This window comes from Streptomyces sp. NBC_01296 (assembly GCF_035984415.1).
GTDB lineage: Bacteria > Actinomycetota > Actinomycetes > Streptomycetales > Streptomycetaceae > Streptomyces.
Genome location: NZ_CP130720.1, coordinates 1,548,438 through 1,574,603 on the forward strand (window position 1 = coordinate 1,548,438; position 26,166 = coordinate 1,574,603).

At 72.7% G+C, this 26,166-nt stretch carries 20 protein-coding genes; 8 read left to right on the forward strand and 12 right to left on the reverse strand.

The features are described from left to right. Nucleotides 1-17: 17 nt before the first annotated feature. Nucleotides 18-2,429 carry an excinuclease ABC subunit UvrA gene (locus tag OG299_RS07385; protein ID WP_327360971.1) on the forward strand — a complete coding sequence of 804 codons (2,412 nt, stop codon included), beginning with the start codon at nt 18-20 and terminating at the stop codon, nt 2,427-2,429. On the opposite strand, the gene OG299_RS07390 is transcribed toward OG299_RS07385, so the two are convergent. The 6 genes from OG299_RS07390 to OG299_RS07415 all read right to left on the reverse strand — a co-directional run bounded on the left by OG299_RS07390 (nt 2,393) and on the right by OG299_RS07415 (nt 10,680). Beyond that, nucleotides 2,393-4,405 carry an SGNH/GDSL hydrolase family protein gene (locus OG299_RS07390; RefSeq protein ID WP_327360972.1) on the reverse strand — a complete coding sequence of 671 codons (2,013 nt, stop codon included), beginning with the start codon at nt 4,403-4,405 and terminating at the stop codon, nt 2,393-2,395. The genes OG299_RS07385 and OG299_RS07390 overlap by 37 nt on opposite strands. 46 nt (nt 4,406-4,451) lie before the next feature. Further along, on the reverse strand, nt 4,452-5,105 hold the full coding sequence (locus tag OG299_RS07395; RefSeq protein WP_327360973.1) for a hypothetical protein: 654 nt from the start codon (nt 5,103-5,105) through the stop codon (nt 4,452-4,454). A 213-nt stretch (nt 5,106-5,318) separates the two neighbouring features. After that, nucleotides 5,319-7,046: a stealth family protein gene (locus OG299_RS07400; protein WP_327360974.1), complete on the reverse strand. Its 1,728-nt coding sequence runs from the start codon at nt 7,044-7,046 to the stop codon at nt 5,319-5,321. A 202-nt stretch (nt 7,047-7,248) separates the two neighbouring features. After that, nucleotides 7,249-7,995: a succinate dehydrogenase/fumarate reductase iron-sulfur subunit gene (locus OG299_RS07405; protein WP_327360975.1), complete on the reverse strand. Its 747-nt coding sequence runs from the start codon at nt 7,993-7,995 to the stop codon at nt 7,249-7,251. Beyond that, entirely contained in the window at nt 7,992-9,974 is a 1,983-nt protein-coding gene (locus OG299_RS07410; protein ID WP_327360976.1) for a fumarate reductase/succinate dehydrogenase flavoprotein subunit, read from the reverse strand. The genes OG299_RS07405 and OG299_RS07410 overlap by 4 nt, the downstream gene beginning before the upstream one ends. A gap of 1 nt (nt 9,975) precedes the next feature. Then, nucleotides 9,976-10,680 (reverse strand): succinate dehydrogenase cytochrome b subunit, encoded by a 705-nt coding sequence (locus OG299_RS07415; protein WP_266635351.1) that lies wholly within the window; start codon nt 10,678-10,680, stop codon nt 9,976-9,978. A 94-nt stretch (nt 10,681-10,774) separates the two neighbouring features. Here OG299_RS07415 and OG299_RS07420 point away from each other — a divergent pair, with 94 nt between their 5' ends. Beyond that, nucleotides 10,775-11,653 carry a LysR family transcriptional regulator gene (locus OG299_RS07420; protein ID WP_327360977.1) on the forward strand — a complete coding sequence of 293 codons (879 nt, stop codon included), beginning with the start codon at nt 10,775-10,777 and terminating at the stop codon, nt 11,651-11,653. 54 nt (nt 11,654-11,707) lie between these two features. Here OG299_RS07420 and OG299_RS07425 read toward each other — a convergent pair whose 3' ends face one another. Further along, complete coding sequence (locus OG299_RS07425) at nt 11,708-12,349, reverse strand: TetR/AcrR family transcriptional regulator (RefSeq protein WP_327360978.1); 642 nt, start codon at nt 12,347-12,349, stop codon at nt 11,708-11,710. Nucleotides 12,350-12,455: 106 nt separating this feature from the next. Between OG299_RS07425 and OG299_RS07430 the strand changes: the two genes are divergently transcribed. After that, nucleotides 12,456-13,574: an FAD-dependent oxidoreductase gene (locus OG299_RS07430; protein ID WP_327360979.1), complete on the forward strand. Its 1,119-nt coding sequence runs from the start codon at nt 12,456-12,458 to the stop codon at nt 13,572-13,574. Between the two features lie 104 nt (nt 13,575-13,678). On the opposite strand, the gene OG299_RS07435 is transcribed toward OG299_RS07430, so the two are convergent. Both OG299_RS07435 and OG299_RS07440 read right to left on the reverse strand, forming a co-directional pair. Further along, nucleotides 13,679-15,844, reverse strand: coding sequence for a putative bifunctional diguanylate cyclase/phosphodiesterase (locus OG299_RS07435; RefSeq protein ID WP_323179134.1), 2,166 nt, complete (start codon nt 15,842-15,844; stop codon nt 13,679-13,681). 125 nt (nt 15,845-15,969) lie between these two features. Next, nucleotides 15,970-16,800 (reverse strand): SAM-dependent methyltransferase, encoded by an 831-nt coding sequence (locus tag OG299_RS07440; RefSeq protein ID WP_266635347.1) that lies wholly within the window; start codon nt 16,798-16,800, stop codon nt 15,970-15,972. An 872-nt stretch (nt 16,801-17,672) separates the two neighbouring features. Between OG299_RS07440 and OG299_RS07445 the strand changes: the two genes are divergently transcribed. The 3 genes from OG299_RS07445 to OG299_RS07455 all read left to right on the forward strand — a co-directional run bounded on the left by OG299_RS07445 (nt 17,673) and on the right by OG299_RS07455 (nt 19,497). Beyond that, nucleotides 17,673-17,831 (forward strand): hypothetical protein, encoded by a 159-nt coding sequence (locus OG299_RS07445; RefSeq protein WP_266635346.1) that lies wholly within the window; start codon nt 17,673-17,675, stop codon nt 17,829-17,831. A 42-nt stretch (nt 17,832-17,873) separates the two neighbouring features. After that, nucleotides 17,874-18,644, forward strand: coding sequence for a bestrophin-like domain (locus OG299_RS07450; protein ID WP_266635345.1), 771 nt, complete (start codon nt 17,874-17,876; stop codon nt 18,642-18,644). Nucleotides 18,645-18,903: 259 nt separating this feature from the next. Continuing rightward, a complete protein-coding gene (locus tag OG299_RS07455; RefSeq protein WP_327360980.1) occupies nt 18,904-19,497 on the forward strand; it encodes a hypothetical protein in 594 nt (197 codons plus the stop codon). A 174-nt stretch (nt 19,498-19,671) separates the two neighbouring features. On the opposite strand, the gene OG299_RS07460 is transcribed toward OG299_RS07455, so the two are convergent. Continuing rightward, nucleotides 19,672-20,214: a hypothetical protein gene (locus OG299_RS07460; protein ID WP_266635343.1), complete on the reverse strand. Its 543-nt coding sequence runs from the start codon at nt 20,212-20,214 to the stop codon at nt 19,672-19,674. Nucleotides 20,215-20,566: 352 nt separating this feature from the next. On the opposite strand from OG299_RS07460, the gene OG299_RS07465 reads away from it, so the two are divergent. Further along, nucleotides 20,567-21,265 carry a class F sortase gene (locus tag OG299_RS07465; RefSeq protein ID WP_266635342.1) on the forward strand — a complete coding sequence of 233 codons (699 nt, stop codon included), beginning with the start codon at nt 20,567-20,569 and terminating at the stop codon, nt 21,263-21,265. 36 nt (nt 21,266-21,301) lie between these two features. On the opposite strand, the gene OG299_RS07470 is transcribed toward OG299_RS07465, so the two are convergent. Further along, a complete protein-coding gene (locus OG299_RS07470) occupies nt 21,302-22,201 on the reverse strand; it encodes a polysaccharide deacetylase family protein (RefSeq protein WP_327360981.1) in 900 nt (299 codons plus the stop codon). Between the two features lie 103 nt (nt 22,202-22,304). Next, nucleotides 22,305-25,634 (reverse strand): bifunctional lysylphosphatidylglycerol synthetase/lysine--tRNA ligase LysX, encoded by a 3,330-nt coding sequence (gene lysX, locus OG299_RS07475; RefSeq protein WP_327360982.1) that lies wholly within the window; start codon nt 25,632-25,634, stop codon nt 22,305-22,307. 60 nt (nt 25,635-25,694) lie between these two features. Here lysX and OG299_RS07480 point away from each other — a divergent pair, with 60 nt between their 5' ends. Next, on the forward strand, nt 25,695-26,156 hold the full coding sequence (locus OG299_RS07480; protein WP_266635339.1) for a universal stress protein: 462 nt from the start codon (nt 25,695-25,697) through the stop codon (nt 26,154-26,156). Nucleotides 26,157-26,166 lie beyond the last annotated feature (10 nt).

The following is a 26,166-nucleotide window of genomic DNA, read 5'->3' on the forward strand; positions in this document are numbered from 1 at the left end:
CCCGTAAACTGGGGCGAATGCACCACTCCACCGCCTCCGCACCCCAGGCCCGCCCCGATTCCTTCGTACGGGTGCGGGGTGCCCGGGAGCACAACCTGCGCGACGTCGACGTGGACATCCCGCGCGACGCCCTGACCGTGTTCACCGGGGTCTCCGGCTCCGGGAAGAGTTCGCTGGCCTTCGGCACGCTCTACGCCGAGGCCCAGCGCCGGTACTTCGAGTCGGTGGCCCCGTACGCCCGCCGCCTGATCCACCAGATCGGCGCCCCGAAGGTGGACTCCGTCACCGGGCTGCCGCCCGCCGTCTCGCTGGAGCAGCGGCGCTCCTCCCCCGGCTCACGGTCCTCGGTCGGGACGGTGACCCTGCTGTCCAACTCCCTGCGGATGCTGTACTCCCGCGCCGGAACCTATCCGCCGGGCGCCGAACGGCTCGACTCCGACGCCTTCTCCCCCAACACCGCGGCCGGGGCCTGCCCGGCCTGCCACGGCCTCGGCAGCATCCACCGCACCAGCGAGGAACTCCTCGTACCGGACCCCGAGCTGTCGATCCGCCAGGGGGCGATCGCCGCCTGGCCAGGCGCCTGGCAGGGCAAGAACCTCCGGGACGTCCTGGAGGTGCTCGGGTACGACGTGGACGCGCCCTGGCGGGAGTTGGCTGCGAAGGACCGCGAGTGGATCCTGTTCACCGAGGAGCAGCCGGTGGTCACGGTGCACCCGGTACGGGACGCGGACCGGATCCAACGGCCGTACCAGGGCACCTACATGAGCGCCCACCGCTATGTGATGCGGACCTTCTCGGACAGCAAGAGCGCCACGCTGCGCGCCCGCGCCGAGCGGTTCCTCGCCGATTCCCCGTGCCCGGTGTGCGCGGGGCGGCGGCTGGGACCTGCGGCGCTGGCCGTGACGTTCGCGGGCCGTACGATCGCCGAGCTGGCGGCGCTGCCGCTGACCGCCCTGGACGGCGTACTGGCCTCCGCGGCCCCGGACGGGGAGGCGGCCCGGGTGCTCGCCGAGGACCTGCGGTCCCGCATCGGGCCCGTCGTGGAGCTCGGGCTCGGCTACCTGAGCCTGGACCGCACCGCGCCGACCCTGTCGGCGGGCGAGCTGCAGCGGCTCAGGCTGGCCACGCAGCTGCGGTCCGGGCTGTTCGGGGTCGTGTACGTACTGGACGAGCCGTCGGCGGGGCTGCACCCGGCCGACACGGAGGCACTGCTCGGCGTACTGGACCGGCTCAAGGCGGCGGGGAACACGGTGTTCGTCGTGGAGCACCACCTGGACGTGGTGCGGCATGCGGACTGGCTGGTGGACGTGGGCCCGCTGGCCGGGGAGCACGGCGGGCGGGTGCTGTACAGCGGGCCGCCGCAGGAGCTGGCCGGTGTGGCCGGATCGGCGACCGCGCGCCACCTGTTCGCGGCGCGCGAGCCGGAGCCGGGGCCGGGGCGGGAGGTGCGGGAGGCGAGCGGTGCGGTCCGGCTCACCGGTGTCGAGCGGCACAACCTGCGGGGCGTGGACGCGGAGTTCCCGCTCGGGGTGTTCACTGCCGTGACCGGGGTGTCGGGCTCGGGCAAGTCCACGCTGGTGGGTCAGGTGCTCGCCCGGGAGGTCGGCGAGCGGCTGGCGGATCCGGGGTATCCGGTGCGGCGGCTGGTGGAGGTGGACCAGAAGCCGATCGGCCGCACGCCGCGGTCCAACCTGGCCACGTACACGGGGCTGTTCGACGTGGTGCGCAAGCTGTTCACGGCGGCCCCGCAGGCGCGGGCGCGCGGCTGGAAGGCGGGCCGGTTCTCCTTCAACGTGCCGGGCGGCCGGTGCGAGACCTGCCAGGGCGAGGGCTTCGTCTCGGTGGAGCTGCTGTTCCTGCCGAGTACGTACGCGCCGTGCCCGGAGTGTGCCGGGGCCCGGTACAACACCGAGACCCTGGAGGTGCGGTACGAGGGGCTGAACATCGCGGAGGTGCTGGGGCTGACGGTGGAGTCCGCGGCCGCGTTCTTCGCGCAGGTCCCGGCGGCGGCGCGCAGCCTGCGGGCGCTGGAGGACATCGGGCTGGGCTATCTGCGGCTGGGGCAGCCGGCCACGGAGCTGTCGGGCGGCGAGGCACAGCGGATCAAGCTGGCCACGGAGCTCCAGCGCCGGCGCCGCGACCACACCCTGTACGTACTGGACGAGCCGACGACGGGGCTGCATCCGGCCGATGTGCGGGTGCTGCTGCGGCAGTTGCACGGGCTGGTGGACGCCGGGCACTCGGTGGTGGTCGTCGAGCACGACATGGAGGTGGTGGCGGGCGCGGACTGGGTGATCGACCTGGGCCCGGGCGGCGGCGCCGACGGCGGCCGGATCGTCGCGGCGGGTCCGCCCGCGCGGGTGGCCCGGGAGGCGGCGAGCCGCACCGCCCCCTACCTCGCCCGTGCGCTGGATCCGGGATCCCGGTAGGACCGCCCGCCTCCGGGGAGCAGGCTGAAGACGGCGACGCTCGCGGCCCACACCAAGCCCAGTCCGAACAGCACGAGCAGCAGCCACGGCCAGCCACCGCGGACCTGTTCCAGCTCCCAGGCCCGGAGCTGCACCTTGCAGTGCGCGGTCACCGCGTCGTCGGTCATGCCGCACAGCGGCTCGGGTTCGGCCGCGGACGCGACCGTCGCCTGTTCCTGGCCCGTGGGCGTGCGGGGCGCCACGAGTTCGGGGTGGGCGTCGAGCCAGGTGGTGAAGGTGTCGCGCATGGCTGCGTGGCCGCGTTCGTTCGGGTGCAGGCTGTTGTGGAGCCACTTGGCGGGGCTGAAGCGCTGCGAGGCGAGCCCGTTGACCGTCTCGATGCCCACGAAATTGACTCCGGCCGCGCCTTTTCTGCGCTCGCACAGCTGGAGCCGGTGCGTGGCGAAGCTGTCCTTCATGTCGGCCATGTACGTGATGCCCGCCGTGTCGGCCGCCTGGCGCACCGTGGTGTCGATCTGTTCCACGAACGTGCGGATGAAATCGCGCTCGGCCTTCGTGAGGGCCACTCCGGAGCAGCTGCCGGCCGCGGCGATCGGCTGCGGGTAGGGCACGGCCACGATGGGCACGTCGGCGGGCACCGCCTGCCGCAGGGAGCGGTAGGTCGCGATGAGGTCCTGGCGGACCTTCGGCAGGTTGTTCACGAACAGGGGCCTGCGGGTCTCGCAGTCGCCGGGGGCGAGGCACGCCTCTCCGAGGATGGCGAATCCGGCGTCGTTGCCGCCCAGCGCAACGATGACGAGGGCCGGGTGGAACGTGGACGCCAGGCTGTTCAGCTGGTCGAGCTGGGTGGCCGGTTCGCCCGGCTGCACGCGAGAGTGGCCGGCTCCGGAGCGGGGGTTGACGTTGTAGGTCCGCGCGCCGGAACAGGCGAGGAACAGCATGCGGTCGAACCGCGGGCCGGCGGCGGCGAGTCCGACCGCATAGGCGGAGGGCGAGCGCCGGCACTCGTTGCCGCCGCCGTCGTCGGTTCCCTCGTAGTAGCTGCTCGCGCCCTCGCCCGACATGTAGGAGTCGCCCAGGGCCACCAGGACGCGCTGCCCTCCCGCAGGGTCGAGCGCCTGGGGGAGGCGGTGCTCCGGGGGCGCCGCCGCGAGGAGGCAGAGCCCCGCGAGGACCAGGGCGACGTCGGCATGCGTGTTGGAGACGATCGCCGCCAGCAGGAGCAGCGCCGCCGCGACGAGCACCGCGGCCGGCACCCGGTCCTGCTGTACGAGCCACAGGCAGGACAGGACGACTCCGGCGGTGACGACGAGGCCCAGGATCCCGACGACTCCCACACCGGCCCCCGGTCCCGCGGCGGAGCGCCGGGTCCGCAAGAGGCGTACACCCCATTCGGACAGGAGGTTGAGGCCGAGCGGGAGGAGCACGAAGAGGGCCGCGCCGAGGGTGATGAGCAGGCCGGTGTAGAGACCGCCCTTGGCCCTGGGCAACACGAGGGCTGCGATGACCGCCACCAGCGCGGTCAGGGCCATCAGGGCCACGCCCCACAGCACCAGGGGCCTCCTCGGCCGGCCCGGATCGATTCCCCGCCACGCCTCGACGAACCAGCCCAGACCGAGCAGCAGGAGCACCGACCCGACGAGCGGCAGGGCGTCCCCCTCCACTCCCACCAGATGGAGGACGAGCACCACCACTCCGGCGGTGCTCAGCAGGCCGGCCGCCCGCAGCAGCCACCGCGGGATGCGCCCGCCGGGGTCCCGCTCGTGCCCGACCCCCAGCTGTCGTCCGACGAAGACGGCACTGCAGACGCCGAAGAAGCCCAGGGCCCCGTACAGCTCCGGCAGCGGCACCCCGCGGCTGGACTCCACGACGAGCACCACGGCGCCCACCACGAACAGCGCCCGCGGCCCCCACCACATCAGCATGCCGCGCACGTCCCGCCGGCCGGCCGGCCCTGCCGACTCGTCACCGTGCATGTCCCTGCACCCTTCTGCCGGTCGGACGACGACTTGCGGACACCCCCTAGGCATCCCCCGGCAGCAGGTGCTGCGGGAGTTCGCGGAAGCTCCACCGGCCCTGCCGGCGGGTGAGCACCCACACCAGGTCGTAGCGGTCGGGCCAGACGGCGGGGATACCGAGGACCTGGTGGGCGCCGAGGGCGTGGATCAGGCGCGGGATGCCGGTGTGCTCCCAGCAGACGAGTACGGGCATGCGCGCGGCCAGTGCGGCGCGGGCCAGGGCCGGTTCGGCGCCGACGGCGAACTCCCCACGCAGCGGGGTACGCAGGGCCGCGGTCAGCGGCTCGACCGTCTGGCGGCAGCGGGCGGGGGCTCCTGCCGGGCCGCCGGCCGCGAAGACGACCGTGGGGCGGGGCAGATCGGAACCGCCGGCGGGCGGGAAGAGGCGGTGCAGTTCCTCAGCGCGGCGCCGGCCGCGCCCGGCGAGGGATCCGGGGTTCTCGTTGCCGTCCTCGTCCTCGCCCAGGTCCCCGGCGTACGGCTTCTCCGCATGCCGGATCAGCATGACCAGGGCGTCCTTCGGCGCGGGTTTCGGGCCGTGGCCCGAGGTGCCGGACAGGTCCTCCCCGGAGCAGCCGGCCATCGCGAGCGGGGCGAGGGCGGCGGCCGCCAGGAGGGTGCGGCGGCGCGGTCCGGACCCGGCGGGGGCTTGTGGCATGGGGCCCACTGTCCCCCACGTGCCGGACGCCGGCGGGGCGCGGCGCGTCGTACGGCCGCCACGAGCGCCCGGTCGGCCGATCGGATCCGCCGATCGGGGTCCGCCGGTCGGGGTCAGCCGGTCGGGGTCAGCCGGTCGGGGTCAGCCGGTCGGCGAGCCGACCCGGTGAGCCGACCCGGTCAGCCGACCCGGTGAGCCGACCCGGTCAGCCGGTCAGCCCGTCGGCCGGGACTTCTCGTACGGGGAGGGCACCGGGAAGTACGCCTCGAGGAACGCGGTGACCGCTCGCTGCTGCTCCAGGGGCGACAGGCCGGGTCCGGCGTCGTCGTCGGCGAGGCAGAACGCGTCGGCCGAGCGGTCGGCGGCGAGGCCCGGCAGCCGGTCGATCTCGTCGGCCCGGCCGGTGCTGACGTACGCGTGGTGCAGTTCGCCCTCGACGGCGCGGGCGTCGGCGAGGGCGAGGTGGGAGGCGAGGGTGACGGGTGCGAGGTCGTCGGCGCTGCGGAAGACCGAGCGGCTGGTGGTGGTGAGCCGGCCGGGCAGCCGTTCCTCGACGTGGGCGAAGAGGGAGCGGCTGAGCGGGTAGGGGGTGTGGGCCAGGATGTGCGGGTAGGTGCGGCCGACGGCCTGTTCCACCGCGTGCCGGGTGGCCTTCTGGGAGGCGGTGAAGACGTCGTCGTCATCGCTCGGGGCGTCGGGGGCCACGGCCCGCCGGTCGTGGAAGACCTTGGGCAGTCCGGAGGAGAGGAAGTAGTTCTGCGGGCGCTGCGGGCGGCCGAGGAAGATGTCGTCGTTGAAGTAGAGGAAGTGCTCGGCGAGGCCGGGGATGCGGTGGAGCTGGCTCTCGATGGCGTGGGAGTTGAACACCGGGAGGCCGGCGGGGTCCGCGAACAGCTCGCGGTGGTCGACGACGGTCAGCCGGGGGTGGCCGGTGGCGAGCCAGGGCGGGGTCTGGTCGTCGGTGACGACGAAGACGCGGCGGATCCAGGGCGCGTGGGCGGCGATGGAGCGCAGGCAGTAGCGGAGTTCCCCGCGGTCGCGGTAGCGGTTCTCGGCGTGGTCGACGAGGGCGTGGCGGCCGGTGCCGGCCTCGGCCGCGGCGGCGTGGTCCCGGCGTCGGCGCCAGGCGGGGTCGGCGGCGTCGACCCAGGTGATCACGGCGTCGACGGGGAAGTCGATGTCGTCGGGGAAGCGGCCCGCGAAGGCGTCGACGACGGGGTGGTCGCGTTCGCCGATGCGGGTGCTGGAGGTCGCTTCGAGGGTGGGCACCCACCAGCCGTACGGGGTCTCGCGCAGGCCGGCGATCGCGCCGACGCCGGAATCGGCGGCTTCCCAGAACTCCAGGTCGCAGCCCGTGTCGGGGCCGTAGGCCAGGGTCCGGCCGGAGGTGACGACCGGCTGGAAGAGGCGGACGCCCTTGATCTTCGGGTGCGGTGGGTCGGCGGGCCCGGACTCTCGGGCCGCGACCGCTTCGGGGAGTGCCTCGGCGAGGATCTCCCCCGCTTCCCCGCCGTCCCCGAGGAGCCGGGCGTACACGGGGAGCCCTGCGAAGGCTCCGGCGCATGCCTTCAGGGCGGCGGCGCGGTCGTCCGGGGCGATGGCCACCCGGTGCCGGAGCCCGCCGTCGGGGACCAGTCCGTACGGGACGGCGGCCGCTTCGAGTGCCTCGGCGACCGCGTTCAGGCTGGCGTCCCGGGCGCCGGCCGGCAGCAGGTCGTCGCGGACCCGGGCGAGCCGGCCGCGGTGCCGGACCAGGCCCGGCAGCTTCTCCAGCAGCTCGTCCTCACGGGTGCGGCCGCGCGGGGGCAGCGCCTGGCTCCCGCTCCCCGTGCGCTCCCGCTGGGAGGCGTCCGGCTGTTTCGGTACGCCGCCGGGCCGGCGCAGCGTCCGTACGATCCGGCGCAGGCCGACGGGGAGGGGAAGACGGGAAAGGCCCTGCATATACGACCTCGCGGGACGGCGCCGGTGTGCGGCACCCGAGGATGCGGGCGGCACCCGGCGTGAGGGGGTGCGGTGCCGTCCGGCAGGCAGGGGCGGATGCCTCGTTCACCTCCACCTTTCCCGTCGTTCATTTTTCACGCAAGTGTCTGGAGTCCCTTTGTCCGCATCTCACAGGCACTTCTCAGGCTCCGGTCCTGCGGCCTCACGCTCCGTGTTTGCGGACCGCCCTCAGCCACTCGCGGTTCATGGCGGCGATGGACGGCAGCGGGATGCCCTTGGGGCAGGCCGTGGCGCACTCCCCGGTGAGGGTGCAGCCGCCGAAGCCCTCGCCGTCCATCTGGGCCACCATGTCGAGTACGCGGGTCTCCCGCTCGGGCGAGCCCTGCGGCAGCACGCTCAGGTGGTTGACCTTGGCGGAGGTGAAGAGCATCGCGGAGCCGTTGGGGCAGGCCGCCACGCAGGCACCGCAGCCGATGCACTCGGCGTGCTCGAAGGCGAAGTCGGCGTCGGCCTTGGGCACGGCGGTGGCGTGTGCCTCGGGGGCCGATCCGGTCGGGGCGGTGACGTAGCCGCCGGCCTGGATGATCCGGTCGAAGGCGCTGCGGTCCACGACGAGGTCCTTGACCACCGGGAAGGCGGAGGCCCGCCAGGGCTCGACGTCGATGGTGTCGCCGTCGGCGAAGGAGCGCATGTGGAGCTGGCAGGTGGTGGTGCGCTCGGGGCCGTGGGCGTCGCCGTTGATCACGAGGCTGCACGCGCCGCAGATGCCTTCGCGGCAGTCGTGGTCGAAGGCGACCGGGTCCTCGCCGCGCAGGATGAGGTCCTCGTTGAGGGTGTCGAGCATCTCCAGGAACGACATGTCGCGGGATATGCCGTCGACCTCGTACGTGACCATGGCGCCGGGGGTGTCGGGGTTCTGCTGGCGCCAGACGCGCAGGTTGAGCCTCATGCGTAGCTCCGCTGGGTGGGGTGGACGTACTCGAAGACGAGGTCTTCCTTGTGCAGGACGGGGGCCGCGCCGGTGCCCTGGTACTGCCAGGCGGCGGCGTAGCCGAACTCCTCGTCTCGGCGGGCGGCCTCGCCGTCCGGGGTCTGGGACTCCTCGCGGAAGTGTCCGCCGCAGGACTCGGCGCGGTGGAGGGCGTCGAGGCACATCAGCTCGGCGAGCTCCAGGTAGTCGACGATGCGGTTGGCCTTCTCGAGGGACTGGTTGAACTCTTCGCCGCTGCCCGGGACCTTGATCCGCTTCCAGAACTCCTCGCGGATGTGCGGGATCCGGTCCAGCGCCTTGCGCAGGCCCTCCTCGGTGCGGGACATGCCGCAGTACTCCCACATGAGCTCGCCGATCTCGCGGTGGAAGGAGTCGGGGGTGCGGTCGCCGTCGACGGCGATCAGCTTGGCGAGGCAGTCGCGGGTCTCGCGGATCGCGGCCGCGGCCTCGGGGTGGCTGTCGTCGACGGCTTCCTGGTGCGGGTGGCGGGCCAGGTAGTCGTTGATGGTGGAGGGGAGCACGAAGTAGCCGTCGCCGAGGCCCTGCATCAGGGCGGAGGCGCCGAGGCGGTTGGCCCCGTGGTCGGAGAAGTTGGCCTCGCCGATCGCGAAGAGGCCGGGGACGGTGGTCTGGAGGTCGTAGTCGACCCACAGGCCGCCCATCGTGTAGTGCACGGCGGGATAGATCCGCATGGGGACCTCGTACGGGTCCTCCGCGGTGATCCGCTCGTACATCTCGAAGAGGTTGCCGTACTTCTCGGCGACCTCGTCCCGGCCCATGCGGCGGATGGCGTCGGCGAAGTCGAGGTACACGCCCTGCCCGCCGGGGCCGACCCCGCGGCCCTCGTCGCAGACGTTCTTGGCGGCGCGGGAGGCGATGTCGCGGGGCACGAGGTTGCCGAAGGAGGGGTAGATCCGCTCCAGGTAGTAGTCGCGCTCGGCCTCGGGGATCTCGGCGGCGGGGCGGGTGTCGCCCTGGGCCTTGGGGACCCAGATGCGGCCGTCGTTGCGCAGGGACTCGCTCATCAGGGTGAGCTTGGACTGGTGGTCGCCGGTGCGCGGGATGCAGGTGGGGTGGATCTGGGTGAAGCAGGGGTTGGCGAAGTAGGCGCCGCGCCGGTGCGCCCGCCAGACGGCGGTCGCGTTGGAGTTCATGGCGTTGGTGGAGAGGTAGAAGACGTTTCCGTAGCCGCCGCTGGCCAGGACGACCGCGTCCGCGTAGTACGTGTCGATGCTGCCGGTGACCAGGTCGCGGGCGACGATGCCGCGGGCCACTCCGTCGACGGTGATCAGGTCGAGCATCTCGGTGCGGGCGTGCATCTCCACGTTGCCTGCGGCGATCTGCCGGGACAGTGCCTGGTAGGCGCCGAGGAGGAGCTGCTGGCCCGTCTGGCCGCGGGCGTAGAAGGTGCGGGAGACCTGGACGCCGCCGAAGGAGCGCGTGTCGAGGAGGCCGCCGTACTCGCGGGCGAAGGGGACGCCCTGGGCCACGCACTGGTCGATGATCTCGACGGAGATCTGGGCGAGGCGGTGGACGTTCGACTCGCGGGCGCGGAAGTCGCCGCCCTTGACGGTGTCGTAGAAGAGGCGGTGCACCGAGTCGCCGTCGTTGCGGTAGTTCTTGGCGGCGTTGATGCCGCCCTGCGCGGCGATGGAGTGGGCCCGGCGCGGGGAGTCGGAGAAGCAGAACTGGACGACGTGGTAGCCCTGTTCGGCGAGGGTGGCGCCGGCCGCCCCGCCGGCCAGGCCGGTTCCGACGACGATCACGGTGTGCTTGCGGCGGTTGGCCGGGTTGACGAGCTTGGCCTCGAAACGGCGGCGGTCCCAGCGTTCGGCGATGGGGCCGTCGGGGGCCTTGGTGTCGGCGATCGGCTCGCCGGTGCCGTAGCGGGTGTAGTCGCTGTGGACGTAGTCGGTGTGGGCGTAGTCGTTGCTCATGTCAGCTCACCACTCCGGTCATGACGGCTACGGGGACGGAGACGAAGCCCGCGAAGAGGACGAGGGCCAGGGCGTTGGCGAGGACCTTGAGGGCGCGGTCGCGCCGGGCGTTGCCCGCGCCGAGGGTCTGGGCGGCGCTCCAGAAGCCGTGCCGGACGTGCGCCGCGAGGGCGGCCATCGCCACGATGTAGATCGTGTTCCCGTACCAGGTGGAGAACGTGGCGAGGACGTTCTCGTAGGGGTGGCCGGCCCATGCGCGCTCGTTGACGGTGAGCGTGGTGAGGTCGAGCAGGTGCCAGACGATGAACAGGGCGAGGATGACGCCGCCCCAGCGCATGGTGCGGGTGGCGTAGCTCGCGCGGCGGCGCTTGTGGGCGTACTTGACCGGGCGGGCCTTGATGTCGCGGCGGCTGAGCTGGTACGCGGACACGGCGTGCGCGACGACGGCTGCGAGCAGGACGACGCGGGCCGCCCACAGGCCCCAGTGGCTGTGCAGGAAGGGCTCGCCCATGTGGCGGAGCCAGTGGGCGTACCCGTTGAAGTCCCCCGGACCGAAGAAGATCTTGAGGTTGCCGATCATGTGGACGACCAGGTATCCGAGCATGATCAGCCCGGACACCGCCATCACGGACTTCTTGCCGACGGTGGAGTCCCAGAGCGTTCGCGTGGTGGACGGTCGTCGGCCCGTCCGCGTTGCCAGAGCCATGCCACAGACGGTAGGGACCAAAGTCCCAAGAGGTCCAAGACATGATGACGCTCATCTCGATAGGTGCTCCCTATGTACGGCGTATCCTGGGGCGATGCAGTTCCAGCAGCTCCTGTACTTCGTGGCCGTCGCCGAGACCCGGCACTTCACCCGCGCTGCGGAACGGGTGCATGTCGCCCAGCCCTCGCTCTCGCAGCAGATCAAGGCGCTCGAACGGGAGCTGGGGGCGGAGCTGTTCAGCCGGGCGCGTGGGAACATCGCGCTCACCGACGCCGGCGAGGCGCTGCTGCCGCTGGCCCGGCGGATCCTGGCGGATGCGGACACCGCGCGGCTCGAGGTGCAGGAACTGGCGCAGCTGCGGCGCGGGCGGGTCCGGCTGGGGGCCACGCCGAGCGTGTGTACGGGCCTGCTGCCGCATGTGCTGCGGTCCTTCCACACCGCGCATCCGGGGATCGAGCTGCTGATCGAGGAGAGCGGTTCGCTGGACCTCGTACGGGAACTCGCGCGCGGTGCCTTGGACTTGGCGCTGATCGCACTGCCGCTGCCGCCCTCGGCTCCGGCACTGAGCACGGTGGAGCTGCTGACGGAGGACCTGGTGGTGGTCTCCTCGGCGGAGCTGCCGCCTCCGGCGGGCGGCGGTCCGCTCACGGTGTCCGCGCTGCGCGACGAGCCGATGGTGATGTTCCGCCACGGCTACGACCTGCGCGACCTGACGGTGGCCGCCTGCCGGGCGGAGGGCTTCGAGCCGGTGTTCACGGTGGAGGGCGGGGAGATGGACGCGATCCTGGGCTTCGTCCGCGCGGGGCTCGGCGTCGCGGTCGTCCCGGCGATGGTCGTCGACCACGCCGGCCCGGGGCTGCGCGCCACGCCTCTGGCGGGTTCCCCCCTGCGCCGCACGATCGCCCTGGCCCACCGCACGGACGTCGCTCCGCCACGCGCGGCCCGCGAGCTGAAGCGCATCCTGCTCGGCTGAATCCGCCGCCGCCCGCACCTTCCCGCGGGAGGGCGTCGGGCTCCGGCCACCCGGCTAACCGGCTATGGGGAGAGCCTTGTCGAGCCCGCCGGCCAGCATCGTGAAGGCCAGCTCCGCGTCGGCCACGGCCGCCGGGTGGGCGTCGTCGGCGCTCTGGCCGGAGTCCAGACGCCGCCAGTTCTCGCGGCCCAGCTCGTGCCGGACCGCCACCACGTGCGTCGCCGCGAGCCGGGCGGCGAGCGGCGGGACGGACTCCGCTTCGAGCACGGCGGCCAGCAGTTCCACCTCGCGGTCGGTGTAGTGGCCGAGCCGGGTCTCCAGGCTGGCCGTGGTGTAGAGCAGCCGCTGGTACGCGAGCACCCCGGGGTGGTCGCACAGGCCGGTGATCGGATCCCGTTCTGCGAGGGCGCCCAGGAAGTGCGCATGGACCGCTCCCACCGGCGTCTGCCCTGCGGGCCGGTCGCGCACGATGCGCGCCGCCTCGTCCTGATGGTCGGCGAACCGGTCGAGGACCAGGTCCTCCTTGCTCGGGAAGTACCGGAACAGGGTGGGCTTGGACACCTCGGCCGCGGCGGCGACATCGGCCACCGACACCGCATCGAAGCCCCGCTCCAGGAAGAGCTCCAGCGCCGTGGCAGCCAGTCGGCCCCGCGTACGGAGCTTCTTGTTCTCGCGCAGACCCTTCGTGTTCTCCATGACGCGAGCGTACCACGAAATGCGTGACTCGGTAATTTTCTTAACCGGGTTGCATTTTCTGTCGGGAGCCGCTTTCCTTGAGGCAACGACGAGGAGAGGAACTCCGATGACCGACGTACTGACCAACTCGATGACCGACTCGGTGACCGACGCGCCGACCGACGTGCTGATCGTCGGCTCCGGGCCCACGGGGCTGACCCTGGCCTGCGACCTGGCCCTGCGCGGGGCCTCCGTCCGCCTCATCGACCAGCGCACCGAGCCGCACCACGAGTCCCGCGGCAAGGGACTCCAGCAGAGCAGCCTCGACATCTTCGAGGGGCTCGGCGTGGCCGAGTCCCTGACCGCCATCGGCTACGAGGAGGTGGTCCTGCGCAAGTACTTCGACGGGGAGCACATCAACGACACCCCCGTGGCCGGCACCGGGATCCTGATCGGGCAGTGGCAGATCGAGGGGGCGCTGCGCGAGCGGCTCGCCGGGCTGGGCGTGACGATCGAGTACGGCGCCCGGCTCGCCGGCATCACCCAGGACGCCACCGGGGTCCGGGCGGAGCTCGCGAACGGCAGCGTGATCGAGGCCCGCTACCTCGCCGGGTGCGACGGCGGGCGCAGCACCACCCGCAAGCTCCTCGGAATCCCCTTCGAGGGGAGCACGGAGGAGGAAACCGCGATGGTCGTCGGGGACGTCCGGGCCCCCGGGCTCAGCCGGGACCACTGGCACCAGTGGTTCACCTCGGAGGGCGGCGGGACCATGCTCTGCCCCATGCCGGGGACGGACACCTTCCAGCTGCAGGCCACACCCGAGACGGACGAGCACGGCGAGCAGCTGCCGCCCTCGCTGGAGAGCTTCCAGCGGCTCTTCGACCGGCACGCCCGGATGCCCGAGATCCGGCTCACTGACGCCACCTGGCTCTCCACCTGGCGGGTCAACGCCCGGGTGGCCGGCCGGATGCGCGAGGGGCGGGTCTTCCTCGCCGGGGACGCCGCACACGTCCACCCCATAGCCGGCGGGCTCGGGATGAACACCGGCATCTCGGATGCGGCCGCCCTGGCGCGGACCCTCGGGGCCGCTCTCGGCGGGGAAGCCGGGGAAGAGGTGCTCGACGCTTACGAGGCCGAGCGGCTGCCGGTGGTCACCGAGGTGGTGGCCGACACCTCACGGCGGTACGAGCGCGTCGTGGAAGCTGTCCGGACGCCCGGCCGGGGCATAGAGGCCGGCCTGGAGTGACCGGCGCCCGCCGGGGAGCCGGTCAGCCCGGCCGGGTCCGGGCAGACGCGGCAGGTCGGGCCGACCGGCCGCTCGGGGTCGGGGGTCCGAGTCCGCAGCCGGCGTCAGGAAGGCGTGGGCACGGCGTCCGACAGGGAGAGGGTGTGGATGCGGTCGGGGGCGCCGGGGCGGGCGTAGTACCAGCCCTGGGCGGTGTCGCAGCCGAGGTCGCGCAGCTGGGCGGCCTGGGCGCCGGTCTCGACGCCCTCGACCGTGACGGCGAGTTCGAGGCTGTGGGCCAGCGCGACGATGCCTTCCACGATCTTGACGTCGACCGGGTTGGCGGGCTGCTGCTGCATCCCCTTGGTGAAGGAGCGGTCCAGCTTCAGGACGCTGACCGGAAGGCGGCGCAGGTTCGCCAGGTTCGAGTAGCCGGTGCCGAAGTCGTCGAGCGCGATGTCCACGCCGAGGGCGGCGAGCCGGCGCAGCGGTTCCAGGAGTTCGTCGTCGGCGCCGATCAGGGCCGATTCGGTGACCTCCAGGCACAGGGCGCCCGGGGCGAGGCCCGAGTTCTCCAGCACCGCGACGGTGTCGGCGACCAGGCCGGGGTGGTGCAGCTGGGTCGGCGAGAGGTTGACGTTGATCCGCAGGGCGGAGCCGCCGTGCTGGCGCTGCCAGTTGCGGGCCTGGCGGACGGCCTCCTCCAGGACCCAGCGGCCGAGCGGCACGATCAGCCCGGTCCGTTCGGCGAGCGGGATGAAGCGGTCCGGCCCGAGCACCCCGTACTGCGGGTGCGACCAGCGAACCAGCGCCTCGGCGCCGTGGACGCTGCCGTCGTGCATGTGGACCAGCGGCTGGTACTCGATGAAGAACTCGCCGCGTTCCAGCGCCGCCGGGAGGGCGTTGGTCAGGCCGTGCCGGGTGATCGCGCGGGCATCGGCCTCGGCGTCGGCGAACTCGAAGCGGTTGCCGCCGGCCGCCTTGGCCCGGTACATGGTGATGTCGGCGCTGCGCAGCACCTCCGCCGCGGTGCGCTCCCGGGCGGGGCCCTCCACGATGCCGATGCTGCCGCGGACCGACAGCTCGCGGCCCTCGATCCGGATGGGCACGGACAGGGCGGACAGGATCCGGACGGCGAGTTCGGTCACCTTCTCCTCGGTGTCCGAACCGGTGGTCAGCGCCACGAACTCGTCGCCGCCGAGTCGTGCGACGACCTCGCCGGGGCCCGTCGCGCAGCTCGACAGCCGGTCGGCGACCTCCACCAGGAGCCGGTCGCCCGCCGAGTGGCCGAGGCTGTCGTTGACCGCCTTGAACCCGTCGAGGTCCAGGTAGCACAGCCCGAAGCGGCTGCCGCCGGCCCCGCTCAGGGCCTTCTCCAGGCGTTCGAAGAACAGCGTCCGGTTCGGCAGCCCGGTCAGGGCGTCATGCGTGGCCTCGTAGCGGAGCCGCAGGTTCAGCAGCCGGCGCTCGGTGGTGTCCTCCATCAGCGCCAGCTGGTACTGCGGCACGCCCTCGGCGTCGCGCAGCAGCGACACCGTCAGGTTGGTCCACAGCACGGTCCCGTCGTGGCGGTAGTACGGCTTCTCGACGCGGTAGCTCTCGCGCTCGCCGCGCACGAGTTCCCCGTACATCCGCCAGACGTGCGGGGCGTCGTCGGGGTGGCCCCACTCGCTGACGTTGCGGCCCCGGACGTGCCCGCCCATCCCGCCGAACATCTGCAGCAGCGCGTCGTTGACCTCGAGGACGTTGCCCTGGAGGTCGGCGATGCCGATGCCGATGGCCGCGCCCTCGAAGACCGCCTTGAAGCGTTCCTCGCTCGCGTGCAGGGCCTGCTGGGCGTCGATGCGGGCCGTCAGCGCGGAGCGGGCGATGGCCTCCTGCTCCTTGAGGGTCCGCTCGCGCAGGGCGCGGGCGAACCCGGCCGCGATCCCGTGCTGGAGACGGGCGCAGCGCGACCGGTACTCCTCGGTGCCCTCCACGCCGACGCCGTCGGGTCCGCAGTAGAGCACGAGGTACGACTCGACCACGCCGAGCGTGCCGGCCAGCGCCTCCGGGTCGGTGCAGTGCACGGCGACGAGCTCGGCCCCGACCCGCTGGGCGACGCCCGCGTCGAAGGGCCGGGCGTGCAGGGCCTCGGCGAGGGTGCGGGCGAGCGGGATGAGGTGCTGTTCGAACTCGACTCGGGTCAGCGAGGTCGCGGTGACGGGGAAGATCGCCCGTCCCCAGATGGTCGCGAAGCGCCCGATCCGGTCCTCCAGCCCGCTCCGCAGCGCGGCGGGACCCGCCGCCAGGCCCGCCGGAGCCGACGGGCCTGTGAGCGCGGACGGAGGCTCCGCTCCCTGCGCGGGCTCCGCTGCCTGCGCGGGTTCTGCGTTCTTCGGGGTCGGTGTGCCGGAAGGCACCGCGGCCGTGGATCTCACGCCTTGCGTCCCACTCCGCCGAAGCCCGAGAACGCGTACGGGTCCTCGGGCGCCTCGCTGTCCTCCGGGTCCTCGGTGCCCTCGGGCTGCCACAGCGGCATCGACACGACACCGGGATCGACCACCTCGAACCCGTCGAAGAAGCGGGTGATCTGCTCACCGCTGCGCATCACGAGCGGGTTGCGGATGTCCCGGTAGACGCCGACCATCCCGCCCGCGACCTCCTGGGAGAGCGGGATGCCCTCGTAGGAGGCGTGCGTGAGCACCAGGAGACTGCCGGGGGCCAGGGCCTCGCGCAGTTCGGCGACGGCGGCGTACGGGTCGTCCGCGTCCTCCAGGAAGTGCAGGACGGCGACGAGCAGCAGGGCGACCGGGCGTTCGAGGTCCAGCAGCTGCGAGACCTCGGGGGCGGCGAGGATGTCCCGCGGCTTGCGCAGGTCGGCGGCGACGATGCCGGTGCGGTCGTCGCCGGCCAGGACGGCGCGGCTGTGTGCGACGGCCACCGGGTCGTGGTCCACGTAGACCACGCGGGCCTCGGGGCTGGCGGCCTGGGCGATCTCGTGGACGTTGCCGAAGGTCGGGATGCCGGAGCCGATGTCGAGGAACTGGGTGACGCCCTGGGCCACGGCGTAGCGGACGGCGCGGCGCATGAAGGCGCGGTTGGCCTGCATGATCTTGGGCAGGCCCGGCAGGAACTCCATGGCGCGGCGGGCGGCCTGGCGGTCGACCTCGAAGTTGTGGGAGCCGCCCAGGTAGTAGTCGTAGATGCGGGACACGCTCGGCACCGATATGTCGATACCTGGCGGGGCCCAGGCGGGGCGCTCCATCGGGGTCTCCAAGCCGTAGTCCTGCGCGATCGTCCGGGATCGGACGCCTGTCCGAGCCGAATGTACTGATCATTGCCCAACGGAGCGAGTAAAAGCGGAAATTGGTGATCCGTTCTTCATCACACACCAAAGACCTCCGCGGCCCCTCCCGCAGCGAATGACCGAAACCGATAAATCGCTTATGGGAATACGCGGACACATGACCGGAATACTTCGTTCCGTGGCTCAAACCTCTACGGTCTTCGCTCCACCCGTTCAGGCGAACCACGGCCGAGCCCCGCGTGCGCGGGCGCACGTGAGCCCATGCTCCCCGGGTGAACAGAGCCTGTACCAGACGCCTGCTGGTGGTCCCGGTCCTGCTGTGGGCGGCGTTGTCCGCCACGCCGGCCGTGGCTGATAGCTGCGCCTACGCAACGATCGACGCCGGGGACGGCGCGGCCGCCGTCCGGCTGGTCGCGGCCGCCGGAAGCGGTGCGACCGCAGGCGGCCGGGGTGGCGGACATCACGGCGACGGGCCTCCCGGCGGGCAGGGCGGCGGCCACGGAAACGGACACGACAACGGACACGGGGGCCACCCCGGAGGCGGCGGCCACGCAGGACACGGGGCACACCACTGCCCGCCACCGCCTCCCCCGCCGTGCCCGCCGGAGCCGACCCCCACCCCGACCCCGACCCCACCGCCTCCCCCGGCGCCGAAGCCGCCCCCGAAGCCGACTCCGCCGCCCGTGCCGCCTCCGCCTCCGCCGGCTCCGAAGCCCACTCCCCCGCCCACTCCCCCGCCCGCTCCGCGGGCGAAGCCGAAGCCTCCCGCGCCCGCCCCGCCCAGGCCGGTACCGCCCCCGCCGCTCGAGGTGAAGGCGCCGGCCCCCGCGATGACGCCCCCGGCCCCGCCCCCGAAGAAGCCCGTGGCCAGGCCGGCCTACCGCACGACGGTCGCCAAGCGGCCCGAGCACCACATCTCACCGGTGACCTTCACCTTGATGACCGCGGCTCCCGCAGTGCTCGCGATCGTCGCACTGCGCCCGCGCTAGACCCGCCCCGCACACCCCCTCGTGACCGATTTGGGAGTCATCTTGTCGGAATGGCTCGTCCTGTCCCTCGCGATGGCCGCGGCCTGCGCCGTGGTGCTGTCCATCGCCTTCTTCAACCACCGGCGGATCGGCGACGACGACGATCCCAACGAAACCCCGGACGTCATCGAGTACATGACGATGATGATCGGGGTGATCTACGCGATCGTGCTGGGCCTGGCGATCGCCGGTGTCTGGGAGGGCCGCGGCGCCGCCCAGGAGTACGTGCGCCAGGAGGCCCAGGCCCTGCACGAGATCAGCGTCCGCTCCGAGGTCTATCCGGCCGAGGTGCGGGGGAAGATCAGGTCCGACGTCGACGCGTACGTGACGTACGTGGTGGACACGGAGTGGAAGGAGATGGCCGACAGCGGCAATCTCACCGACCGCAGCGGGGAGCTGCTGGACCGCATCCGCCGGGACGTCACGGACTACGCGCCGCAGACCGACCACGAGGGGCAGGCGTACCAGCCGCTGGTGGACCAGGTCGCGCTGGTGGACGACGCGCGCAGCGCCCGCGGCCAGAGCGCGGGGGCGACGATGCCCGGGGTGGTGTGGTTCGGGCTGATCGCCGGCGCGCTGGTGACGGTGGGCCTCGTCTTCACCCTGCAGATCCGCCGCTCGTTCCGGGAGCTGCTGCTGGCGGGCCTGTTCAGCGCGCTGATCGCCTTCCTGCTGTTCCTGATCTGGGACTTCGACGCACCGTTCGGGCGGGGCATCGCGGCGACCGCCGAGCCCTTCCTCGCACAGTTCCCGCATCTGGGGCTCGGCGACTGAGGCGCCGGGTTGCCGACGGTACCCGGCCTGCGGGGATGCCGGGGTGCCTGGATTCCGGGGCCCCCGCGTGCCCCCGCAGCCGCCCGGCAAACCGGGGACGGGCCTCCCGTCCCCGGTTCGGCCCATGGCCGTGCCCCATTCGCCCGTTCCTGATCGCGGGTCACCGCGGCCGCGCCTAGCGTGGCGGGCATCGAGGCGCACGACCCCCCACGTGCGGAAACCGTTCCGCGGCTGCTCCTCGGGGATCCGGAGAACAACCATGGGTGCGATACGTACCAACGCCACAGCCCTGCTGAGCGTCGGCGCCACGGGCGCCGTACTCGCGCTCGGCGTCCTCGGCGCGCCCTCCGCGACCGCGGCCGAGGCCCAGCCCATCACCTCGTTCGGCTTCGCCATCACCCCGTCGACGGTCGCCCCCGGCGGCAAGACGGTGCTCTCCGTCACCGGCTGCAACGCCGCCTACGCCACCGCCTCCTCCGGGGTCTTCGACACCGTGAGCATCGCGCGCGGCCAGACCGCTCGGGTGACCGTCGACCGCGACGCCCGTCGCGGAGCCGTGTATTCCGTCTCCTTCACCTGCAACGGGGAGACCGGTTCGGCCGACCTCACCATCACCGGCGGCACCACCCGTCCCACCACCAGTTCCACGTCGACGGCCACCGCGAGGGCCAATACGGCCGTCACCTCCACCGCCACCGGCGGCGCCTCCCTCGGTGTCCGCGGCGGCCTGGGCGGCAGTGTCGCCGGGATGGATCCCCGGGAGCTCTGCGCGGGCGCCGGGCTCTTCCTCGCGGCCGCCGGCGGTACGGCGTACGCCCTCCTCCGCCGCCGCCGCTGCGCACGCGGCCACTGAGCGCCCTCCGCGGACGCGCGACCGACGCTCGACGAACACGCAACGGGCGACGAACGGCAGACCGCACCACAGCCACACCACACACAAGAGCACCGACCGCCGGTCGCCCCGAGTCCTGGCCGAGGATTCGGGGCGACCGGCGGTTCCCGGGCTGCGACCGGGGAGGCGGCGCCGTCAGGCCCGCCCGCGGACGGGACGGCGCCGGCGCATCACGTGGACGCCCGCGCCGAGCGCCGACGCGCCGACGAGGCCCGCCCCGATGGCGGTCTCGGCGGTGGACGGGCCGAACGAGCCGCCGAGACCGCCCTGTGCGCCGTTGCCGTTGAGGATCGTGAACCGGTGCGTGGCGACCAGGCTGTTGTCGTGGCACTTGACCGACAGCGTGTGGTTGCCGGGCGAGGCGTGGTTGAAGATCCGGACGGTGGCGAACCCGATGGACCCGGCCGAGAGGTTCGTCTGGGGAAAGTTGCCGGCCGACCAGACAGTGCCGCCGTGGCGGCAGCCGGCCGCACTGACCTGCATCGTCGAGCCCTGGTGCACGGAGTACGGGTTGACGGTGACATTGCTTGGCCCGTTGCCGGTGTTGCCCCCGTTGCCTCCCAGACCCGACGGAGATCCGCCCAGCGGGTCCGACGGGTTCGCGGCGGCGAACGGGGTACTGAGCCCGACGGCGACGAAGGCCGCCGCGGCCACGGTGAGGGCGCGGAGAACACGCATGGTGGAACCTCCAGCGGGAAGCGCCCCGGAGCGGTCGCCCGGGAAGATCGACGAGAACGCCTCCCACGACGAACCCTCCGGGCGGCTCGCAACCAGCGCATTTCCGGCTTTGGGCCGCAAGGTTGAGCGACACGCCGAGGCTCGCGCGGCCTGGCTGACGGATCCGCAGGTCACGACCCGTCAGGCATTTATGTGACGAATACCTGGATGGGCGCACCCCTTCCGGCCCGGCCACCCGTTCGCCCTTCACCGATCGCCGTCTTGCGCACGCAGCCTTAGCGTGCGTGGAGAAGGGCGTACAGGGGTGGGACAAGAACGCGGGTCGGGACCCCCGCGTCGGGAAGGGAGAGCCATGACCGAGGACGAGAGCGAGCAGCCACCGAGAAGACGATCCCCGTGGGGCGTGCTCGCACTGGTCATGCTCAGCGGCCTCGCCATGATGCGCAACGGGGCGGAGGTCGCCGACGGCCCGCCGCAGCCGACCGCCGCCGCGGCGGTCGGGGTGCCTGCCGAGCAGCTGCCGGCGAATCCGCCGGTGCAGGGCGAGCAGCCCATGCAGCACCAGCCCGCGCCACCGGTGGAGGTGGAGCCGCTGGAGCACTCGTCGGTCCAGCGCGTCCGGATCCCCAACATCAGGGTGGACGCGCCGGTGATGACGGTGGGGCTCGACCGGCAGGGCTGGATCGAAGCCCCGCCGCCGCAGGACCCGAATCTGGCCGGGTGGTACCTCAACGGCATCTCGCCGGGGCAGCGCGGCTCGGCGGTGATCGTGGGCCACGTCGACAACGCACAGGGCCCGGCGGTCTTCTACGGCCTGGGTTCGCTGCGCAAGGGCAACCACATCGAGGTGGAGCGGTACGACGGGCGCACGGCGGTGTTCGAGGTGTACGGGGTGGAGGTCTTCTCGAAGGAGACCTTCCCCGGAGCCCGGGTGTACGGGGACACCGGGCACGCGGAGCTCCGGGTGATCACCTGCGGCGGCGGCTACTCCAAGGCCCGGGGCTACGACGGCAACGTGGTCGTCTTCGCCCGGATGGTGGAGACGCGCTGAACGACGGCGCACCGCCCCGCCGGGGGAGAGGACCCCTCAGCGGGGCGGCAGCGCGGGAAGCGTCATCCGGTAGCCCCGGGCCAGGAGTTGGGGCAGGTAGGTGCTCACCGCCTGGACGCTCTGCGAGCGGTCGCCGCCCGCGTCGTGGTTGAGCACGATCACTCCGGGCGCCGCGCCCTTGAGGACGTTCGAGACGATCGTGGCGGTGCCCGGCTCCTTCCAGTCCAGGGTGTCCACGGTCCAGGCGAGCGGTTCCATGCCCAGCTCGGCCCCGATCTCGAACGCGGCCCGGTTCCACGCCCCGTACGGCGCCCGGAACCACTGCGGGGCCTCCCCCACCGCCTGCTGTACGACCTCGCTCGTGCGGGCGATCTCGGAGGCGAGGGCGGGCCGGCTGAGCGTGGGGATCAGCGGATGGGTCCAGGTGTGGTTGCCGATGAGGTGGCCCTCGGCGGCCATCCGGCGCAGCAGGTCCCGGTTGTCGGTGGCCATCTCCCCGCAGACGAAGAACATGGCGCGGACGCCGTACCGGGCGAGGGTGTCCAGGATGTCGGGCGTGTAGCGGGGGTCGGGCCCGTCGTCGAAGGTGAGCACCATGGCGCTCGCCGTGCTCGCGTCGGCGGGCAGTTCCAGGATGGGCCGGGTCCGTACGGCGGGCTTCGCGGCGGGCGGGCGCAGCGGGGTCTCGGAGGTCATGGGGCTCAGCCGGTACGCGGCCTGCCCGGGCGCCTGCGGCCGCAGGGCGCGGACTCCGCCCGGTCCGGCGGCTCCGCCGGGTCCCGGCTGTCCGACCGCCGGGCCGCCGCCGGGTCCGGCGCCGAGGCCCGCGCCGGGTGCGCCGCCCGCCGTGTTCTGTCCGGGGGCTCCGGTCTCGCCGCCGGTGAGGAGTCCGGAGGCGGCGGCCACTCCGAGGAAGACGGCGGTACGCAGGAGCATGCGTCGCCCTACTGTCGGCTCGTCATTTTTCATTATTACTACGTATCAACGACATCCCCGCTGATGTCGAGAGGCGCGAACGCGCAGGCTTCCCCTCACCCGATCAGCCGCGCCGCACCAGCGGGAACGGCAGCGTCTCGCGGATCGTCAGGCCCGTGAGGAACATGACCAGCCGGTCGACCCCGATGCCCAGACCGCCGGTCGGCGGCATGGCGTACTCCAGGGCGTCCAGGAAGTCGTTGTCGAGTTCCATCGCCTCGGGGTCGCCGCCCGCCGCGAGCAGCGACTGGGCGGTGAGCCGGCGCCGCTGTTCCACCGGGTCGGTCAGCTCCGAGTACGCGGTGCCCAGTTCCGTCCCGAACGCCACGAGGTCCCAGCGCTCGGCGAGGCGCGGGTCCCTCCGGTGCTGCCGGGTCAGCGGGGAGACGTCGGTGGGGAAGTCCTTGTAGAAGGTCGGCAGCTTCGTCTTCTCCTCGACCAGCCGCTCGTACATCTCCAGCACCACGTCGCCGCGGGTGTCCTCGGGCGCGTGCGGTACTCCTGCCCGCTCGCACAGCCGGCGCAGCACGGGTTCCGCGGTGTCGGCGTCGACCTCCTCGCCGAGCGCCTCGCTGATGGCTCCGTACATCGTCTTGACCGGCCAGGTCCCGGAGATGTCGTGGACGACGAGCTGTCCGTCCGGGCCGGCCTTGTGGGCGATCGGCGAGCCGAAGGCGGCCGTCGCGGCGCCCTGGATCAGCTCGCGCGTGAGGTCGAGCATCACGTCGTAGTCGGCGAAGGCCTGGTAGGCCTCCAGCATCGTGAACTCGGGGTTGTGCTTGTAGGAGACGCCCTCGTTGCGGAAGGTGCGGCCCATCTCGAAGACCTTCTCCAGGCCGCCGACGCACAGCCGCTTCAGGTACAGCTCGGGTGCGATGCGCAGGTACAGGTCGAGGTCGTAGGCGTTGATGTGGGTCCGGAAGGGCCGGGCGTTGGCCCCGCCGTGGATCTGCTGGAGCATCGGGGTCTCGACCTCGAGGTAGCCGCGGTCCAGCAGCCCCTGGCGCAGTGCCTGGACGGCCGAGGAGCGGGCCCGTACGACGTCCCGCGCCTCGGGGCTCGCGACCAGGTCGAGGTAGCGGCGCCGGACGCGGGCCTCGGGGTCGGCGAGACCCTTGCGCTTGTCCGGCAGGGGGCGCAGGCACTTCCCGGTGAGCTGCCAGGAGGAGACCAGGAGGGACGGCTCGCCGCTGCGGCTGGCGCCGATCTCGCCGCTCGCCACCACGTGGTCGCCGAAGTCGACCTGGGAGGTGAAGGAGTCCAGTACGGCGGCGCCGCTCTCGTCGCGGGTGAACATCAGCTGCATGTCCCCGGACCAGTCGCGCAGGACGGCGAAGACCACGCCGCCGAGGTCGCGTACGAGCATCACGCGGCCGGCGAGCGTGGCCTGCTCCCCGGAGCGGGCGCCGGGCGGGTGGCCGGGGAGGGTGCCCGGCGGGTGGCCGGGGAGGGCGGCCCGCAGCTCGGCCACGGTGTGGGTGCGCTGCCGGATGCCGACGGGGTACGGGTCGGTGCCGGCCGCCCGGATCCGCTCCATCTTGTCGTGGCGGACCCGGACCTGTTCGGGCAGCCGCTCGGCGCGCGCGGCCGATTCGGCCTCCACGCCCACGAGGTCGAGGGCGAGGGAGTCGAGCGAGGGCAGCCCCTCGGTGGAGGCGGGCGCGGTGAGCCCCCTGGCGTGCGCGTTGCCCCACAGTTTGCGCAGGCTGGGTACGGAGACGAAGCCCTCGGCGATGCCGGAGGCGAGGCTGACCCGGGCGAGCGAGCCGGCGTCCTGGTAGCAGAGGAACCGCGGGTACCACTCGGGCCCGTACTTGACGTTCGAGCGGTACAGGGCCTCCAGCTGCCACCAGCGGGAGAAGAACAGCAGCAGCTTGCGCCACAGCTTGAGCACCGGCCCGGCGCCGATCCGGCCGCCCTCCTCGAAGGCCGAGCGGAAGACCGCGAAGTTCAGGGAGATACGGCGTACGCCCAGGCCGGGCGCCGCGGCGCACAGCTCGGCGACCATGAACTCCATGACGCCGTTGGGGGCGCTGCGGTCGCGGCGCATCAGGTCGAGGGAGATGCCGTCCTTGCCCCAGGGGACGAAGGACAGCAGGGCGATCAGCTCGCCCCGGGCGTCGAAGGCCTCGACGAGCAGGCAGTCCCCGTCGGCGGGGTCGCCGAGCCGGTCCAGGGCCATGGAGAACCCGCGCTCGGTCTCGGTGTCGCGCCAGGTGTCGGCGCGTTCGATGATCCGCTGCATCTCGTCGTCGCTGAGGGCGGAGTGGCGCCGGATGACGGTGGAGGCTCCGGTGCGCTTGACGCGGTTGACGGCCTGGCGGGTGACGCGCATGTCGCGGCCGTCGAGGTCGAAGTGGGCGACGTGCAGGATCGCCTCGTCGCCGAGCTGGAGGGCGCTGAGCCCGGAGCGGGCGTACCCGGTCGCGCCTTCCTCGGAGGCGCCCATGACGGCGGGCTGCCAGCCGTGGCGGCGGGCGACGGTGAGCCAGGCGTCCACGGCGGGGGTCCAGGCGGCGGGGTCGCCGACCGGGTCTCCGCTGGCGAGGCAGACGCCGGCCTCGACGCGGTAGGTGACGCCGGCCCTGCCGTTGGGGGCGAAGACGACGGCCTTGTCGCGGCGGGTGGCGAAGTAGCCGAGGGAGTCGCCGCGGCCGTAGGCGGCGAGCAGCGCGCGGATCCGGGGCTCCTCGTCCCCGTGCAGGGCGGCGGTCAGCCGCTGGGAGCGGAAGAGGGTCGAGGCGGCGTTCAGCAGGGCGAGGGCGCCGAACAGGCCGAGGAAGAAGTACAGCGGGCGGGGCGGGTGGCCGTCGAACTGGCGGGGAGAGACGAGGCCGCCGAAGACCTGCCGGGCGGCCCAGTCCAGCCACTGCCCCTTCGGCAGGGTGCCGGGGAACAGGGCGACCAGGCCCCAGCCGAGGAGCACGGCGACGAGCAGGCCGAGGCCCAGGACGAGCAGGGCCCGCCAGAAGGCACCGGGCCGGGAGGCGGCGTAGAACTCCTTGCGGGCGGCGACCAGGATCCCGAGGGCGGCGACGGCGATGGCCATCGAGGGGCCGCCGATCCAGTAGTAGTCGTCGGCGATGATCAGCAGGTCGACCAGGACGAGCAGGGCCAGATAGGTGACGACGATCCACCAGGCGACCTTCTTGCGGGTGCCGAGGGCGGCGGCGAGCAGGAAGAGGAAGACGGCGTAGGCCAGGTTGGCGCTGACGGGCACGACGATCTCGTCGAGGAACCGCACGATGTGCCGCAGGAGGTGCCGCAGCGTCGGGGAGAGCGCCAGTAGGGCGCACAGCAGTCCGAGCGCTCCGAAGAACGCGGCGAATGCGTCGGGCACCCGGTTCAGGAAGCGGTTCCGGGTGCCCCGGGTCTCCTCCACGGTGGCACTCATGGTTCGCACTGTAGGGAGGCCGACGCCGCTGCGCGCGGCGAAGGTAATAGCCTCGGGAGGGTGACCGAGCATGTGAACACGGGATTCGAACGCGGTACGGACGGCCCCAAGGTGATCCTCGCCGGGGTGGACGGGTCGGAGTCCTCCCTGCGGGCGGCGGCGTACGCGGCGGGGCTGGCCCGGCGGCAGAACGCCCTGCTGGCGCTGGTGTACGTCCAGCCGGTGATGCCGGCCGGGGCCTCGCTGGGCGCGCCGGTGGCCGACACCACCGGGGAGATCGCGGAGGGGCTGGTGGCCGAGATCCGGGACGCGGCGGAGCGGCTCAAGGGCATCTACGAGGTGCGCTGGCAGTTCCACACCTTCCGCGGCGATCCGTACGCAGGCCTGGTGAGCGCGGCGCAGGAGCTGACGGCGGACGCGGTGGTGGTCGGTGCTTCCGAGCAGGCCGGGCACCGCATCGTCGGCTCGGTGGCGATCCGCCTGGTCAAGGCGGGCCGCTGGCCCGTCACGGTGGTTCCGTGACGGGCCGGCG

Excerpts from the sequence above, each read along its gene's own strand:
- OG299_RS07385 (WP_327360971.1), top strand. The coding sequence starts at position 18 with ATGCACCACTCCACCGCCTCCGCACCCCAGGCCCGCCCCGATTCCTTC.
- OG299_RS07390 (WP_327360972.1), bottom strand. The coding sequence starts at position 4,405 with ATGCACGGTGACGAGTCGGCAGGGCCGGCCGGCCGGCGGGACGTGCGC.
- OG299_RS07395 (WP_327360973.1), bottom strand. The coding sequence starts at position 5,105 with ATGCCACAAGCCCCCGCCGGGTCCGGACCGCGCCGCCGCACCCTCCTG.
- OG299_RS07400 (WP_327360974.1), bottom strand. The coding sequence starts at position 7,046 with ATGCAGGGCCTTTCCCGTCTTCCCCTCCCCGTCGGCCTGCGCCGGATC.
- OG299_RS07405 (WP_327360975.1), bottom strand. The coding sequence starts at position 7,995 with ATGAGGCTCAACCTGCGCGTCTGGCGCCAGCAGAACCCCGACACCCCC.
- OG299_RS07410 (WP_327360976.1), bottom strand. The coding sequence starts at position 9,974 with ATGAGCAACGACTACGCCCACACCGACTACGTCCACAGCGACTACACC.
- OG299_RS07415 (WP_266635351.1), bottom strand. The coding sequence starts at position 10,680 with ATGGCTCTGGCAACGCGGACGGGCCGACGACCGTCCACCACGCGAACG.
- OG299_RS07420 (WP_327360977.1), top strand. The coding sequence starts at position 10,775 with ATGCAGTTCCAGCAGCTCCTGTACTTCGTGGCCGTCGCCGAGACCCGG.
- OG299_RS07425 (WP_327360978.1), bottom strand. The coding sequence starts at position 12,349 with ATGGAGAACACGAAGGGTCTGCGCGAGAACAAGAAGCTCCGTACGCGG.
- OG299_RS07430 (WP_327360979.1), top strand. The coding sequence starts at position 12,456 with ATGACCGACGTACTGACCAACTCGATGACCGACTCGGTGACCGACGCG.
- OG299_RS07440 (WP_266635347.1), bottom strand. The coding sequence starts at position 16,800 with ATGGAGCGCCCCGCCTGGGCCCCGCCAGGTATCGACATATCGGTGCCG.
- OG299_RS07445 (WP_266635346.1), top strand. The coding sequence starts at position 17,673 with ATGACGCCCCCGGCCCCGCCCCCGAAGAAGCCCGTGGCCAGGCCGGCC.
- OG299_RS07455 (WP_327360980.1), top strand. The coding sequence starts at position 18,904 with ATGGGTGCGATACGTACCAACGCCACAGCCCTGCTGAGCGTCGGCGCC.
- OG299_RS07460 (WP_266635343.1), bottom strand. The coding sequence starts at position 20,214 with ATGCGTGTTCTCCGCGCCCTCACCGTGGCCGCGGCGGCCTTCGTCGCC.
- OG299_RS07465 (WP_266635342.1), top strand. The coding sequence starts at position 20,567 with ATGACCGAGGACGAGAGCGAGCAGCCACCGAGAAGACGATCCCCGTGG.
- OG299_RS07470 (WP_327360981.1), bottom strand. The coding sequence starts at position 22,201 with ATGCTCCTGCGTACCGCCGTCTTCCTCGGAGTGGCCGCCGCCTCCGGA.
- lysX (WP_327360982.1), bottom strand. The coding sequence starts at position 25,634 with ATGAGTGCCACCGTGGAGGAGACCCGGGGCACCCGGAACCGCTTCCTG.